We start from the raw sequence: 13,838 nt of genomic DNA on the forward strand, positions 1-13,838 counted from the left end.
ATAGAATCAACCATACATGCCAGAAATTAAAGGAAGGTTAGAAATAGCGGAATTTTACGATGTGATTTTTAATCAGGAATCCATAACATTAAATGAAGAGCTCTTAAATACTGTTGAAGAAAGTTATAATTTCTTAAAAGAATTTTCAAAGAATAAGGTTATTTACGGTGTAAATACAGGATTTGGCCCTATGGCCCAATATAAAATCAAGGATTCGGAAACTCTTGAATTACAGTACAATCTTATCCGTAGCCACGCATCGGGAACGGGAAATCCTATAGCACCCAAGTATGTGAAAGCAGCAATGCTGGCAAGATTGAATACCTTAAGTTTAGGAAATTCCGGCATACATGTTTCCGTTGTAAAAGTGATGTCAGAATTAATCAACAAGGACATTATTCCGCTCATATATGAACACGGTGGTGTTGGTGCAAGTGGAGATTTAGTACAACTGGCACATTTGGCATTAGTTTTAATCGGGGAGGGAGAAGTATTTTACAAAGGTGAAAGAACACCGACCCGTGAAGTTTTCGAAATAGAAGGAATTAACCCTATAGAAGTTAAATTACGCGAAGGTCTTGGCCTTATCAACGGTACCTCTGTGATGACCGGAATTGGCATTGTAAATACCATTTACACCAGACGTTTACTAGAATGGGTAATTTGCTGTTCATCAGCCATTAACGAAATAGTAGAAGCCTATGATGATCATCTGTCCCATGATTTAAATCATACAAAAAAACACTTAGGTCAGCGCGAGATAGCACGTTCTATGCGAAGTCATTTAGAGGATAGTGCGCTAACACGAAAAAGAGAGCACCACTTATACACGGACAATAACAATGTTTCTGTTTTTGAAGAAAAAGTACAGGAATACTATTCTATACGCTGCGTTCCACAAATACTGGGGCCGGTTTTGGATACCTTGAATGAGGTTGAAAGAATTCTGATAGAAGAAGTGAACTCAGCCAATGACAACCCCATTGTAAATGTTGAAAAACAACACGTTTACCACGGCGGTAATTTTCACGGAGACTACGTTTCGCTAGAAATGGATAAATTGAAGATTGTGGTGACCAAAATGAGTATGTTGGCAGAAAGACAACTTAACTATTTGCTTAATTCCAAACTGAACGATATTTTACCGCCTTTTGTTAATTTGGGCACCTTAGGTTTAAATTTTGGGATGCAAGGGGTACAATTTACAGCAACGTCTACCACTGCGGAGAATCAGATGTTATCCAACCCTATGTATGTGCATAGTATCCCTAATAATAACGATAATCAAGATATTGTAAGTATGGGCACCAATGCGGCCCTTATTACCAAAAAGGTTATTGAAAATGCGTTCGAAGTTGTAGCTATTGAAATGATTACCGTTGTACAGGCAATAGAATATCTTGAGGTTAAAGACAAAGTCTCAACAAAGACTAGAAAAATGTATGATGCCGTACGTAACATAGTTCCCCCGTTCAAAAAAGATGAGGTCATGTATCCTTATGTAAATGAAGTAAAGAACTATATTATTAATCATCAAAATAAAAAATCATGAGAAAAGTTTTTACCGTATTATTAGTCATTTGCTTTACGTTTTCCTTTGGGCAGGAATTAGCCTTGGTACGTGAAGATGGGTTGTTCGGATACATCAACAAATCTGGCGAGTACGTTATTAAACCGCAATTTTCTAAAGCCAAAAGCTTTTCAGAAGGTTATGCTGCAGTAGAAAAAGAAAAAACTTGGGGTTTCATTAATACTCAGGGAGAGTGGGCCATAGAACCCACTTATGATAAAGTAAAATATTTTAATTCGGGTTATGTACTTGTTTTGAAAGATGATCAATGGCGTTACATCGATAGCTCGGAAAAAGAGCTGGAAGTACCCGCCACGGAAAAGTATTTCGACTTTAACGACGGTGTAGCGTTAATAAGACAAAATGAAAAAATTGGTTTAATAGGAACAGACGGAAAAATGATTCTTGAACCTACCTACGATGTTATAAAAGCTTTTAGAAATGGTCATGCAAAAGTTAAAAAAGGAGAATTATGGGGCATGATCGATTCAAAAGGGAAACAGGTGATTCCTACGGAGTATGAAGAAATAGGAAACACCTATAATGCATCCGGTGTTTACGGAAAAAAAGGAGAAAATTTCGGGATCATTCATAATGGCAGTTTTAATGTCATAGATGGGGCTGATAAAGTTTGGAACTTTCATGGAGATTCTGGTTTGACATATGCTAGGAAAGCCAAGCAAATAGGTTTTGTAAACTCGAAAGGAACCTGGGTGATATCTCCTACTTTTGATAAGGCCCGTGCCTTTTCTAACGGAATGGCACCAGTCTCAAAAGATAAAGCGTGGGGATATATTGATACCAAAGGCGAAACAGTAATAGATTTTCAATATCGAGATGCAGAAGTTTTTGCAGCAAATGGATTGGCTCCCGTAAAAGAAAAGGATTGGGGATTTATAGATACTTCCGGAAACATGATAATCCCAACGGACTACAGTATTACCGCAGGTCTTGCTTTTTTAGCAGGAAACAATGATAAAGGATTTATTGGCGAATTTGCCAGATTGAAATCTAAAAAAGGTTGGGGCTTTTTTAACGCTAAAGGCGAGCTTTTAGGAAATAAATGGTATCAAAACGCAGAAACATTCGTTAAAAATTAACCACGCGTAGTAGAGAAGAATAGGATATATGAAAGAGGAGAAAGTTAAATATGCTTTAATCACAGGAGGTTCTAGGGGTATAGGAAGGGCTATTTGTGTACAACTGGCCAAAGACCTAAATTATCCGTTGCTTATCAACTATAATAAAAATAAGGAAGCAGCAGAGGAAACACTTGTACTGGTAAAGGAGGCTGGCGGAGATGGTACCATAATACAATTTAATGTGGCCGATAGCCAAGAAGTAACTACTACATTGGAGGCTTGGCATGAAGCAAACAAAAACGGAGTGATAGAGGTATTGGTCAATAACGCCGGTATAACAAAAGATGGGCTATTCATGTGGATGTCCCCAGACGATTGGTCTTCGGTAATCAATACGAGCTTAAATGGCTTCTACAATGTAACTAATGCGCTTATTCAAAAATTATTAGTGAACAAATATGGCCGTATCATAAATATGGTATCCGTATCAGGGCTCAAAGGAACTCCAGGACAAACCAATTATTCCGCCGCAAAAAGCGCTGTTATTGGGGCCACAAAAGCGTTGGCACAGGAAGTAGCCAAGAGAAAAGTTACTGTAAATGCTGTAGCTCCAGGATTTATTGTAACGGATATGACAGAAGATTTAGATGAGTCAGAACTCAAGAAAATGATTCCAGTAAACCGCTTCGGAAAACCAGAGGAGGTTGCTCATGTAGTTTCATTTTTAGCTTCGGATAAGGCCTCGTACATTACTGGAGAGGTCATTAACATTAACGGAGGAATATATTCTTAGAATACGTTTAGGCTGATGAAGAGAGTAGTTATAACAGGAATGGGAATTTATTCTTGTATAGGGAAGAACCTTGAAGAGGTAAAAAATTCACTATACCAAGGAAATTCAGGTATTATTTACGACCCTGTCAGGGAAGAATTCGGCTTTAGATCATCCCTTACGGGCTTTGTAGAAGATCCAGATTTAAAAAAATTACTATCCCGAAGACAGCGCATTAGCATGGGCGAAGAAAGCAAATACGCTTACGTTGCTACAATAGAGGCCCTAAAAAATGCAGGAATAGACCAAGAATTTATAGATACCAATGAGATTGGGATTATCTATGGAAATGATAGTACTGCAAAATCGGTCATTAATTCCATTGATACCATTCGCGAGAAAAAAGATACTACGTTAGTTGGTTCAGGAGCCATATTCAAGGCCATGAATTCTACCGTAACGATGAACTTGTCTACCATATTCCGTTTAACGGGTATAAACCTAACATTAAGTGCAGCCTGCGCCAGTGGTTCGCATGCCATTGGTATGGCCTATCATTTAATCAAAAGTGGAATGCAGGACTGCATCATCGCTGGTGGTGCCCAGGAGATAAACCATTTGGCCATGGCCAGTTTTGATGGTCTAGGAGTCTTTGCCATGAGGCAAGATGAGCCTACAAAAGCTTCACGCCCTTTTGACAGTGAAAGAGATGGGCTAATCCCTAGCGGAGGTGGGGCTACTGTAATCTTGGAAAGTTATGAGTCCGCCAAAAAAAGAGGTGCACCCATACTTGGAGAGGTTATTGGATATGGTTTTTCCTCTAATGGCGCCCATATCTCTACCCCGAACATGGAAGGACCTGCACGTGCCATGAACAAAGCCTTGGAAGATGCAAAACTTGAAGCCAAGGCCATAGATTATGTAAATGCACATGCCACCTCTACACCAGTAGGCGATGCTAATGAGGCAAAAGCTATTTTTGAGGTATTCGGAGAAGACGGTCCTTTGGTCAGCTCTACAAAATCTATGACAGGACACGAATGTTGGATGGCAGGCGCAAGTGAAATCATCTATTCCATGCTAATGATGAAAAATAATTTTGTGGCTCCCAATATCAACTTGAAAAAACCGGATGAGGACGCTGCTAAACTTAACATTGCAGGTAAAACTGTAGATAAAAAAATTGATGTATTTTTGTCCAATTCATTTGGTTTTGGCGGAACGAACTCCGCTTTAATCGTTAAAAAATGCTAGCCAAAGATGATGACCAAGGAAACCATTATTGAAAAAATAAACGACTTCCTCATTGATGATTTTGAAGTAGAAGAAGAAGAATTGGTACCTGCTGCTAATCTGAAGGACGCTATTGGCTTAGATAGCTTGGACTTCGTAGATTTGGTAGTGGCAGTGGAAAGTAATTTTGGTGTAAAATTGGTTGGCGAGGATTTCGTAAATATTATTACACTGCAGGACTTTTATAACCTAATTGAAAGAAAACTGGATCAATAGAATCCTTTACACAAAATGAAATGGCAACGGAGTGGGAAGGAAAATCTAAGGGAACACTTTTAGGTTATAAACTATTTATTTTCTTCCTAACTACATTCGGTATTGGTACTGCCTATTTTATACTACGATTTGTAGTAGCCTATTACTTTTTATTTTCTATAAGTAGCTCAAAAGCTATTTACTATTATTTCAAAAAGAGATTAAAGTATTCCCGAACAAAAAGTATAGCATCAATTTATAAAAGCTACTATATGTTAGGTCGCGTACTAACGGATAGGGTAGCAATATCAACAACGTTTCGTAATAAGTTCACCTATACTCATGATGGCATTGAACATATAGACCATCTTTTAAGTAAAAATAAAGGAGGCATACTCATTAGTGGTCACATGGGTAATTTTGAAGTTTCCCATTACTTCTTACAGGACAGGTATTCTATTTCAAAAATTTTCATGGTCACCACACATGCCGAACATGCGAACATTAAGGAGTATATGGATGGCATAGTGGCGGAGTCATCCATGAAATTTATCGTGGTTCAAGAAGACATGTCCCATATTTTCGAAATCCATGCAGCTTTAGACCAAGGTGGATTGGTAGTTTTCACTGGAGATCGTTATCTTCCCGGTTCCAAAACGCTTACACAGGAATTCTTGGGTGCCGAAGCAGATTTTCCGCTAGGACCTTATCTTTTAGCTTCAAGACTAAAAGTACCTGTGCTTTTCGTGTATGTAATGAAAGGTCCAAAAAAGGAATATCACCTATATGCCAGAAAGGCAATAGTCAAAGCTAGAGACCCACAAGCCTTGTTAAAAGAATACACAACAAGTATGGAATGGATGCTTAAAAAATACCCTTTACAATGGTTTAACTATTTTGATTTTTGGAAAGACGGAAATAAGCAATGAAAGAAGTTTTAATAATTTATTATTCACAAACAGGGCAACTTCTTGACATTCTGGAGAACATGGCCAGGAAAATAAAAGGAGATGATATTGCTATCTCTTATTACGAAATTATACCCGACCCTGTCTACGACTTCCCTTGGAAACAAGAAAAATTCTACGATAGCTTTCCAGAATCATTTTTGCAAATTCCTGATAAGTTTCATCCTCCCAAGGAAGCCATTCTCAATAAAAAATATGACTTGGTTATTCTCGGTTATCAAGTTTGGTTTTTAACCCCGTCCATTCCTATTAACTCATTCTTAAAGTCTAATTTTGCCGGCCAAATTTTAAAAGAAACACCTGTTGTATCAGTATTGGCCTGCAGAAATATGTGGATTCAAGCACAGGAAAAGATGAAGCGACTCTTAAAGGATGTACATGCTAATCATGTAGGTCATATTGCATTGGTGGATAAGCATATCAATCATATTAGTGTAATTACCATTTCGCATTGGATGTTCTCGGGAAGAAAAGACCGTTATCTAGGTATTTTTCCAAAACCCGGGGTATCCGACAAGGATATACAGGATGCGGAAAGATTCGGGCCTCCGATAAAAGCTGCTTTACTAGCGAACAATTTTCAAGATTTACAAGATAAAATCCTACAACTCGGAGGAGTTAAAATTAACCCCTTTCTGGTGATGACGGACAAACGAGGAAACGTTCTCTTTTCCAAATGGGCCAACCTCATCATAAAGAAAGGAGCCCCTGGTAATCCTAAACGTCTAAAATGGATTACTTTGTTCAAATATTATTTGTTATTTGCCATATGGGTCATAGCACCAATAGTTTTTATCGTATTTTTGTTGACTTATTTACCGAGCTTTAAACGAAGAAAAACAGACAAGGCCTACTATTCCTCAGTAGCCCTAAAAGAGAATTAATGAAGGACGTATTTATTACCAAAATCTCTAAATTTTTACCGAACAAACCAGTTTCCAATGAAGATATGGAGGCTAAATTGGGATTTATAGATGGTAAGACATCCAAGGCGCGCCGAATAGTTCTTCGCAACAATCAGATTAAAGAAAGGTATTACGCTTTGGACGATAATGGGGAAGTGACCCATAACAACGCACAACTTACTAAAGAAGCGGTGGAATTGTTGTGTGATGAAAAGTTCACAACCAAAGACATTCAATTGTTATCCTGTGGAACATCTAGTCCTGATCAGATTTTACCATCTCATGCCGCAATGGTCCATGGTTTCCTAGAAAATGGAAATATGGAAATTAATTCGCCATCTGGTGCCTGTTGTTCTGGAATGAGTGCGCTTAAATATGGTTATCTCTCTATAATGACCGAGCAAGTTGAAAATGCTGTTTGCGCAGGTTCTGAACGTACCTCCTCTTGGATGAAGTCTGATGTATTTGAAAATGAAGTGGAACATTTAAAAGACCTGGAAGACAATCCTATTTTAGCATTTAACAAAGAGTTTTTAAGGTGGATGTTATCCGACGGTGCCGGTGCTGTGTTATTGGAATCCGAGCCAAAAGGCAAAAATCCTTTAAAAATAAACTGGATGGAGGCCTATTCCTATGCTTTTGAAATGGAAGCCTGTATGTATGCCGGCGCAGAGAAAAAGCAAGATGGCCATTTACAACCATGGAGTGAATTTCCTGCTAGTGAGTGGGGCAAAATGTCTTTGTTCGCAATGAAACAGGACACAAGACTTCTTGGCGATAATATTTTGGTGAAAGGAGTAGATAGTTTAAAACAAGCTTTCGATAAACACGGAATAGGCCCTGATAATGTCGATTACTACCTACCCCATATATCTTCCTACTACTTTAAAGAAGGCCTTTACAAAGAATTGGAAAAACAAGGAATACCTATACCTTGGGAAAAATGGTTCTTAAACTTAGCACAAATTGGAAATGTTGGTGCGGCATCTATTTATATTATGCTAGAAGAATTGGTTTCTAGCGGCAAACTAAAAAAAGGAGATAGAATTTTATGTCATGTTCCGGAAAGTGCGCGTTTCTCTTACATGTACGCCTATTTAACCGTCTGCTAAATGAGTATGGTGCAACTACCTATTACCGATGCCTCCTTTATCGTTGATTTAATACCTCAAAAATGGCCTTTTGTGATGGTAGATAAACTTTACGGGTTCTCAGAAAATGAAATAATTTCGGGGCTTACTATTAAAGAAGAAAACTTACTTTACTTCGGTAACGAATTCACGGAGCCCGGTTTGATGGAGAACATGGCACAAACTGTAGCCATGCACAAAGGATACACCTACTACTTAAAAAATGAACCTGCACCAGTAGGTTATATCGGAGCTATTAAAAAAGCAGAGATTTACGCCTTACCCAAACTGGGCGACGAACTTAGAACTACGGTCACTATCTTACATGATATTATGGGCGTTACTTTGGTAAAAGCCAAAATTGAATGCAATCAAAAAATCATCGCCACAAGTGAAATTAAAACAGCGCTAGCATAAATACCATGGAAGGAAAAGGGCAAAAAATAGATATTAAGAAATTCTTGCCCCATAGACCACCCATGTTACTGGTAAGCAACATGCCCTATATAGACGATACTTCTGTAACTACAGAATTTCATATTGAAGAGAACTGTCTCTTTGTGGAAGACCAATATCTAATGGAAGCAGGTTTAATAGAAAATGCTGCTCAAACCTGCTCCGCCATTGTAGGTCAAAGGTATTTTGACAAAGAGGATTTAGAAGGAACAAGCAATAAACTTATTGGATACATTAGTGCTATTAAACGTGTTGTCATTCATCAACTACCAATGGTAGATGATATTTTGGTGACGAAAGCGAATTTATTATCTCGTTACGATACGGGCGAACTTAGTATTTGCACCATAAATTGTATGACTTTTAGAAATGATGATTTAATTGTAGATTGTACTTTAAATTGTCTCATTCACGAAGTTTAAACAGATGAAAAAGGAAGAGGTTCCGCAGGACAAAAGCAATCTAGCATCTGCGAATATTAGAGAAATGGTCTATGCTGTTGATAAAGATGGTAATTACACCACCTCTTTAAGTAGTGGTTGGGACCCAAAGACCATAGCCCTGGACAATGCCATTAAAGTCATTGAGGAACGGATTTCCATAGCTAAAGAAAAAGTTTTAAAAGGCGAAACGAGTCCCATAGAATATTACATGGAGCTACATAAAATGGACATCCCCGTGTTAGCGAGTTATGTTGGACTTTGGCAGTGGCGCGTAAAGAGACATTTTAAACCCACGGTATTTAAAAAACTTAAAGAAAAGACCTTACAAAAATATGCCGATGTTTTTGAAATAAGTCTAAGTGAACTAAAACAAATAGATGCCTAAAGAACCAAAAATAAATTTCACCCACAACCAATCTGCACATTGCGAAAATGGTGTAGTCTCCAATCTTATGAGGCATCAAGGTTTTGAAATAAGCGAGCCTATGGTTTTTGGAATTGGTTCTGGCTTGTTGTTCAGCTACCTTCCATTTCTAAAAGTAAACTATGCCCCCGTATTCACTTATCGTTCTATGCCAGGCTTTATATTCAATAAGTTCGCTAAACGTGTAGGCGTAAAGATGAGAAAGGAAAAGTTCAAGAGCCCTGCAGCTGCAAAGGTTCGGCTAGATGAGAACTTAGCCAGGAACAATCCTGTCGGTTTACAAGTAGGTGTTTATAATCTAGTGTATTTTCCGGACGAATACCGCTTCCATTTCAATGCACACAATATGGTGGTATACGGAAAACAGGACGACCGCTATTTGATAAGCGACCCCGTAATGGAAGAAGTTACCAGTCTTTCCAGTAAAGAGTTAGAGAAGGTACGCTTTGCCAAAGGAGCTTTCGCACCCAAGGGACACATGTACTATCCTACCGAATTTCCCAAAGAGCTGAAATTAAAAAAGGCGATAACGAAAGGTATAAAACAAACTAGTAGGGACATGACCGCACCTGTGCCTATTGTTGGGGTAAAAGCAATGCGCTGGGTAGCTAGGAATATTAGAAAATGGCCAAAAAAGCTGGGCCCGAAAAAAGCAAACCATTATTTAGGACAGCTTGTGCGTATGCAAGAAGAGATTGGAACAGGAGGTGGTGGTTTCAGATATATTTATGCCGCCTTTTTGCAGGAAGCAAGTCAGATATTAAAGAATGAAAAACTTTTAGAGCTATCAAAGGAAATGACCTCAATTGGAGATGCTTGGCGCGATTTTGCTCTGGACGCCTCTAGAATATACAAGAATAGGAATAGTAAAAGTGGCGGATACGAAGATGTAGCCATTCAGCTAGAACACATAGCGGACCGCGAGGAAGTCTTTTTCAAAACGCTTAAAAAAGCGGTTTAAAATATAACTTCTGTGATAAAATCATATGATTAAAATCGATCAACTCTCTAAAAAATATAAAGAAGCCGAACATTATTCGGTCTCAGAGTTTGATTTGGAAATCGTTGCTGGAGAAATTTTTGGGCTATTAGGACCCAACGGAGCAGGAAAAACCACCCTTATTTCAATGTTAAGTGGGCTTATAAAACCTACTTCTGGCTCCTTTAGCATTGATGGGTTAGACTATTCTGGAAATAAAAAAACACTAAAAAAACACATAGGTATCGTCCCACAAGAATATGCCTTATACCCTTCTTTGACGGCCTTAGAAAATCTTAATTACTTTGGGGCCATGTACGGGTTAAAAGGTCCAGAATTCCAAAATTCAGTACAAGAGCATCTAAGTATTCTAGGATTATCCGAATTTGCGCGCAAAAAAATACAATCCTATTCCGGTGGTATGAAGAGAAGGATAAATCTAATAGCCAGTATCCTTCACAAACCTAAAGTGCTCTTTTTAGATGAGCCCACAGTTGGGGTGGATGTGCAGTCCAAAACCGTTATTATTGATTTTTTGAAGCAACTTAATCATACCGGCACAACTATCATTTATACCTCACATCATTTAAACGAAGCAGAACATTTCTGTACGCGTGTTGGCATTATAGACCATGGCAAATTAGTAGGTGTGGGCACACCAAAAGACCTGGTGAACAATCAAAAGGGCGCAGCACATCTAGAGGATGTGTTCTTAGCATTAACAGGTAAAGCGCTTAGGGACCATGCATAAACTTTGGGTTTCCACACACAAGGAGCTTTTATTGCTAACCAGAGACTTAGGTGGCTTGGCAGTGTTATTTATAATGCCACTACTTTTGGTGATCACCATTACCATTATTCAGGACAATACCTTTAAAATTATTCAGGAAAACAAAATCCCTATTCTGTTTGTTGATAGGGATAAGGGTACGGTTTCAGACCAGGTCAAAGAAAGCTTAATCGCCACTAAGCTATTTGAGGTAATTGTAGAGGGTGATGAGGGTAAGGCGCAACATCTTGTGCAGACGGGAACGTATCAACTAGCGGTCATTCTTCCCAAGGATCTTTCTAAAGATTTGAAATTAAAAATAGCTAGGAATGTAGAAGGTATTTTAGCCAAATTCGGTGTAGGAGAAGAGATGGCTCCGAACAATCCAATAGCGAATAAAGAAATTAGATTATATTTTGACCCCGCTAGTCAACAATCCTTCAAAAGTTCTGTACGTAATAATATCGACAAGATGATTGCGCAAATTGAGAATCAATCTATCTACAAAGCCTTTCAGCAAGAAATAGGAGAAGACGATACCGAACCCCTTTTTGAAACTGAAAGTTTTATTTCCTTTAAAGAAATTATTCCAAATACGGACAAACAAGCATCCATCCCCAATTCTACACAACATAATATACCCGCCTGGACACTATTTGCCATTTTCTTTATAATCCTGCCCTTATCTATAAACATGGTAAAGGAAAAAAATCAGGGTACTTTTGTTCGCCTGCGAACTCAACCTGTTTCCTATGCCACTGTTTTAGGTGGCAAGGCCTTAGTTTTTTTAGCGGTGGCCTTATTACAGTTTGCTTTAATGCTTTTACTTGGCATCTATTTATTCCCTTTAATAGACCTTCCAAAATTAGAGGTTTCAGGAAGGTTACACCTACTCTTTATTGTTGCGTTTTTCGCAGGATTGGCGGCAGTAGGCCTAGGACTACTTTTAGGTACGATTGCCAAATCCCAAGAACAGTCCGCACCTTTTGGAGCAACTTTCGTAGTTATTTTAGCGGCCATAGGAGGTGTTTGGGTTCCTGTATTTGCTATGCCGAAATTCATGCAGATACTCTCTAATGTATCACCTATGAATTGGGGACTAAATGCCTTTTATGACGTATTTTTGCGCAATGTTGGATTTTTAGAAATCATTCCGGAAATATCACTCCTGTTTCTGTTTTTTATAGGAACAAGCCTTATTGCTATCGTATACAATGAAAGAAAAAATGCAGTCTAACGGAAAAAAGGAAATAAGCTTTACCAGTAAAGTACGGGTTCGTTTTACAGAAACAGATCCGTTGGGTATTGTTTGGCACGGGAACTATATTCAATATTTTGAGGATGGTAGAGAAGCTTTTGGCAGGCATCATGGCATCTCTTATCTAGACCAAAAAGAGCATAATTTTTCGACACCTATCGTTAGTTCTGCCTGTGAGCATAAGCTACCCTTAAAATATGGCGATGTTGCTGAAATCAAAACAACTTACATTGATTCTCCCGCAGCCAAAATGATTTTTAAGTATGAAATTCTAAATCCGGAAGGGAAAGTGGTCTGCACGGGAAAGACGGTACAGGTTTTTGTTGAGCTCCACGGAAATCTATCCTTGGTCATCCCAGAATTCTTCTTGGATTGGAAAGAAAAAGTTGGTTTATTGGATGGCTAAGATTTACCTTTCACATAACAATATCGTTTCAGCCTATGGGTTTCATACCCAAGCGGCTATTACCAATATAAAAAATGAAGTTTCTAGCTTACAGCTTTTAGAAGACAAACGTATTCTTCCCCATCCTTTTTATGCATCACGAATTGACCAAAATCAGTTACTGGAAGAGTACCATAAATTAAGTCCAAAGGAAGCCCATACAAGGCTAGAGCAAATGCTCTTGGTTTCTTTGTCCGACACTCTATCAAAAGCTAACATTGAACTTACGGAACGGGTTGGGCTTATTATTTCTACCACCAAGGGAAACATTGATGTTTTAGAAGAACGCAACCCTTTTCCTGAAGAGCGTGCTTATTTGGGCACACTTGGCACCAAAATTCAAGAGTTCTTCGGTTTTAAAAACAAAGCCATCGTTCTTTCTAACGCCTGCGTTTCTGGAGTGTTGGGAGTTGCTGCCGCCAAACGTTTTATTCAACAAGGAACCTACGATCACGTCTTTGTTGTAGGGGGCGATTTAGTGACACAGTTTATACTTTCTGGCTTTAACGCTTTTCAAGCTTTAAGTGAGGAACCCTGTCGACCGTATTGTAAAACAAGAACTGGTATCAATATCGGTGAAGTAGCTGCCAGCGTTCTGGTTACGAAAGATTCACAAAAAACAATACCGGAATCAGTCGAGGTAATCGGCGAAGCCTCCTGTAATGACGCCAATCACATATCAGGTCCTTCAAGAACAGGAGAAGGTCTATACAAAAGTATTAAGGTTGCATTGGAACATTCAGGACATTCGGCTGAAGTGATAGATTATATTTCAGCTCACGGAACCGCTACAGCCTTTAATGATGAAATGGAAGCGATTGCATTTAACCGAGCTGGACTAGAAAAAACCCCCTTAAACAGTTTAAAAGGATATTTTGGACATACACTAGGAGCTTCTGGATTACTAGAAACTATTATAGGCATGTATTCCCTACATCAAAATACATTATTCGCCTCCAAGGGGTTTCAAGAATTAGGAGTATCAATGCCTCTAAACATCATACAAAAAACAGTCTCCAAGAACTGCAATACTTTTTTAAAGACAGCTTCTGGTTTTGGAGGCTGTAATACTGCAGTAATCTTTCAAAAACTTCAAGAATACTAGAAAATAAACGGGATAGTATTAAATTCGCCGATAAAATTGTTCAT

Annotated in this window: 16 protein-coding genes; all 16 read left to right on the top strand. The window is 38.5% G+C overall.

The window, feature by feature from the left end; translation table 11 throughout:
- Nucleotides 1-16 precede the first annotated feature (16 nt).
- The 16 genes from hutH to SJY09_RS11910 are packed head-to-tail and all read left to right on the top strand — an operon-like array spanning nucleotide 17 to nucleotide 13,794.
- On the top strand, nucleotides 17-1,552 hold the full coding sequence (hutH, locus tag SJY09_RS11835) for a histidine ammonia-lyase (RefSeq protein ID WP_396635927.1): 1,536 nt from the start codon (nucleotides 17-19) through the stop codon (nucleotides 1,550-1,552).
- Nucleotides 1,549-2,670, top strand: a complete 1,122-nt coding sequence (locus tag SJY09_RS11840) for a WG repeat-containing protein (protein ID WP_396635928.1) — start codon at nucleotides 1,549-1,551, stop codon at nucleotides 2,668-2,670. Before hutH ends, SJY09_RS11840 begins: the two co-directional genes overlap by 4 nt.
- A gap of 28 nt (nucleotides 2,671-2,698) precedes the next feature.
- On the top strand, nucleotides 2,699-3,445 hold the full coding sequence (fabG, locus tag SJY09_RS11845) for a 3-oxoacyl-ACP reductase FabG (RefSeq protein ID WP_396635929.1): 747 nt from the start codon (nucleotides 2,699-2,701) through the stop codon (nucleotides 3,443-3,445).
- Between the two features lie 12 nt (nucleotides 3,446-3,457).
- Nucleotides 3,458-4,678, top strand: a complete 1,221-nt coding sequence (locus SJY09_RS11850) for a beta-ketoacyl-[acyl-carrier-protein] synthase family protein (protein ID WP_396638627.1) — start codon at nucleotides 3,458-3,460, stop codon at nucleotides 4,676-4,678.
- Nucleotides 4,679-4,687: 9 nt separating this feature from the next.
- Complete coding sequence (locus SJY09_RS11855) at nucleotides 4,688-4,933, top strand: acyl carrier protein (protein ID WP_396638628.1); 246 nt, start codon at nucleotides 4,688-4,690, stop codon at nucleotides 4,931-4,933.
- A gap of 20 nt (nucleotides 4,934-4,953) precedes the next feature.
- Nucleotides 4,954-5,841, top strand: a complete 888-nt coding sequence (locus SJY09_RS11860) for a lipid A biosynthesis acyltransferase (RefSeq protein ID WP_396635930.1) — start codon at nucleotides 4,954-4,956, stop codon at nucleotides 5,839-5,841.
- Nucleotides 5,838-6,764, top strand: coding sequence for a dialkylrecorsinol condensing enzyme DarA (locus SJY09_RS11865; RefSeq protein ID WP_396635931.1), 927 nt, complete (start codon nucleotides 5,838-5,840; stop codon nucleotides 6,762-6,764). Before SJY09_RS11860 ends, SJY09_RS11865 begins: the two co-directional genes overlap by 4 nt.
- The gene (locus SJY09_RS11870) at nucleotides 6,764-7,897 is read left to right on the top strand and encodes a beta-ketoacyl-ACP synthase III (RefSeq protein ID WP_396635932.1); all 1,134 of its coding nucleotides are present in this window, start codon (nucleotides 6,764-6,766) and stop codon (nucleotides 7,895-7,897) included. Before SJY09_RS11865 ends, SJY09_RS11870 begins: the two co-directional genes overlap by 1 nt.
- Nucleotides 7,898-8,332 carry a hypothetical protein gene (locus SJY09_RS11875; protein ID WP_396635933.1) on the top strand — a complete coding sequence of 145 codons (435 nt, stop codon included), beginning with the start codon at nucleotides 7,898-7,900 and terminating at the stop codon, nucleotides 8,330-8,332.
- 5 nt (nucleotides 8,333-8,337) lie between these two features.
- Nucleotides 8,338-8,793, top strand: a complete 456-nt coding sequence (locus SJY09_RS11880) for an ABC transporter permease (protein ID WP_396635934.1) — start codon at nucleotides 8,338-8,340, stop codon at nucleotides 8,791-8,793.
- A 4-nt stretch (nucleotides 8,794-8,797) separates the two neighbouring features.
- Nucleotides 8,798-9,199 (top strand): hypothetical protein, encoded by a 402-nt coding sequence (locus SJY09_RS11885; RefSeq protein ID WP_396635935.1) that lies wholly within the window; start codon nucleotides 8,798-8,800, stop codon nucleotides 9,197-9,199.
- Complete coding sequence (locus SJY09_RS11890) at nucleotides 9,192-10,199, top strand: BtrH N-terminal domain-containing protein (RefSeq protein ID WP_396635936.1); 1,008 nt, start codon at nucleotides 9,192-9,194, stop codon at nucleotides 10,197-10,199. The genes SJY09_RS11885 and SJY09_RS11890 overlap by 8 nt, the downstream gene beginning before the upstream one ends.
- A 25-nt stretch (nucleotides 10,200-10,224) precedes the next feature.
- A complete protein-coding gene (locus tag SJY09_RS11895) occupies nucleotides 10,225-10,968 on the top strand; it encodes an ABC transporter ATP-binding protein (protein ID WP_396635937.1) in 744 nt (247 codons plus the stop codon).
- A complete protein-coding gene (locus tag SJY09_RS11900) occupies nucleotides 10,961-12,223 on the top strand; it encodes an ABC transporter permease (protein WP_396635938.1) in 1,263 nt (420 codons plus the stop codon). Before SJY09_RS11895 ends, SJY09_RS11900 begins: the two co-directional genes overlap by 8 nt.
- Nucleotides 12,201-12,650 (top strand): acyl-CoA thioesterase, encoded by a 450-nt coding sequence (locus SJY09_RS11905; protein ID WP_396635939.1) that lies wholly within the window; start codon nucleotides 12,201-12,203, stop codon nucleotides 12,648-12,650. The genes SJY09_RS11900 and SJY09_RS11905 overlap by 23 nt, the downstream gene beginning before the upstream one ends.
- Nucleotides 12,643-13,794, top strand: coding sequence for a beta-ketoacyl-[acyl-carrier-protein] synthase family protein (locus SJY09_RS11910; RefSeq protein WP_396635940.1), 1,152 nt, complete (start codon nucleotides 12,643-12,645; stop codon nucleotides 13,792-13,794). Before SJY09_RS11905 ends, SJY09_RS11910 begins: the two co-directional genes overlap by 8 nt.
- Nucleotides 13,795-13,838: the final 44 nt, after the last annotated feature.

The sequence above is a fragment of the Maribacter sp. R77961 genome, from assembly GCF_044594925.1.
Lineage (GTDB): Bacteria > Bacteroidota > Bacteroidia > Flavobacteriales > Flavobacteriaceae > Maribacter.

Excerpts from the sequence above, each read along its gene's own strand:
- hutH (WP_396635927.1), top strand. The coding sequence starts at position 17 with ATGCCAGAAATTAAAGGAAGGTTAGAAATAGCGGAATTTTACGATGTG.
- SJY09_RS11840 (WP_396635928.1), top strand. The coding sequence starts at position 1,549 with ATGAGAAAAGTTTTTACCGTATTATTAGTCATTTGCTTTACGTTTTCC.
- fabG (WP_396635929.1), top strand. The coding sequence starts at position 2,699 with ATGAAAGAGGAGAAAGTTAAATATGCTTTAATCACAGGAGGTTCTAGG.
- SJY09_RS11855 (WP_396638628.1), top strand. The coding sequence starts at position 4,688 with ATGACCAAGGAAACCATTATTGAAAAAATAAACGACTTCCTCATTGAT.
- SJY09_RS11860 (WP_396635930.1), top strand. The coding sequence starts at position 4,954 with ATGGCAACGGAGTGGGAAGGAAAATCTAAGGGAACACTTTTAGGTTAT.
- SJY09_RS11865 (WP_396635931.1), top strand. The coding sequence starts at position 5,838 with ATGAAAGAAGTTTTAATAATTTATTATTCACAAACAGGGCAACTTCTT.
- SJY09_RS11870 (WP_396635932.1), top strand. The coding sequence starts at position 6,764 with ATGAAGGACGTATTTATTACCAAAATCTCTAAATTTTTACCGAACAAA.
- SJY09_RS11875 (WP_396635933.1), top strand. The coding sequence starts at position 7,898 with ATGAGTATGGTGCAACTACCTATTACCGATGCCTCCTTTATCGTTGAT.
- SJY09_RS11880 (WP_396635934.1), top strand. The coding sequence starts at position 8,338 with ATGGAAGGAAAAGGGCAAAAAATAGATATTAAGAAATTCTTGCCCCAT.
- SJY09_RS11885 (WP_396635935.1), top strand. The coding sequence starts at position 8,798 with ATGAAAAAGGAAGAGGTTCCGCAGGACAAAAGCAATCTAGCATCTGCG.
- SJY09_RS11890 (WP_396635936.1), top strand. The coding sequence starts at position 9,192 with ATGCCTAAAGAACCAAAAATAAATTTCACCCACAACCAATCTGCACAT.
- SJY09_RS11895 (WP_396635937.1), top strand. The coding sequence starts at position 10,225 with ATGATTAAAATCGATCAACTCTCTAAAAAATATAAAGAAGCCGAACAT.
- SJY09_RS11900 (WP_396635938.1), top strand. The coding sequence starts at position 10,961 with ATGCATAAACTTTGGGTTTCCACACACAAGGAGCTTTTATTGCTAACC.
- SJY09_RS11905 (WP_396635939.1), top strand. The coding sequence starts at position 12,201 with ATGAAAGAAAAAATGCAGTCTAACGGAAAAAAGGAAATAAGCTTTACC.
- SJY09_RS11910 (WP_396635940.1), top strand. The coding sequence starts at position 12,643 with ATGGCTAAGATTTACCTTTCACATAACAATATCGTTTCAGCCTATGGG.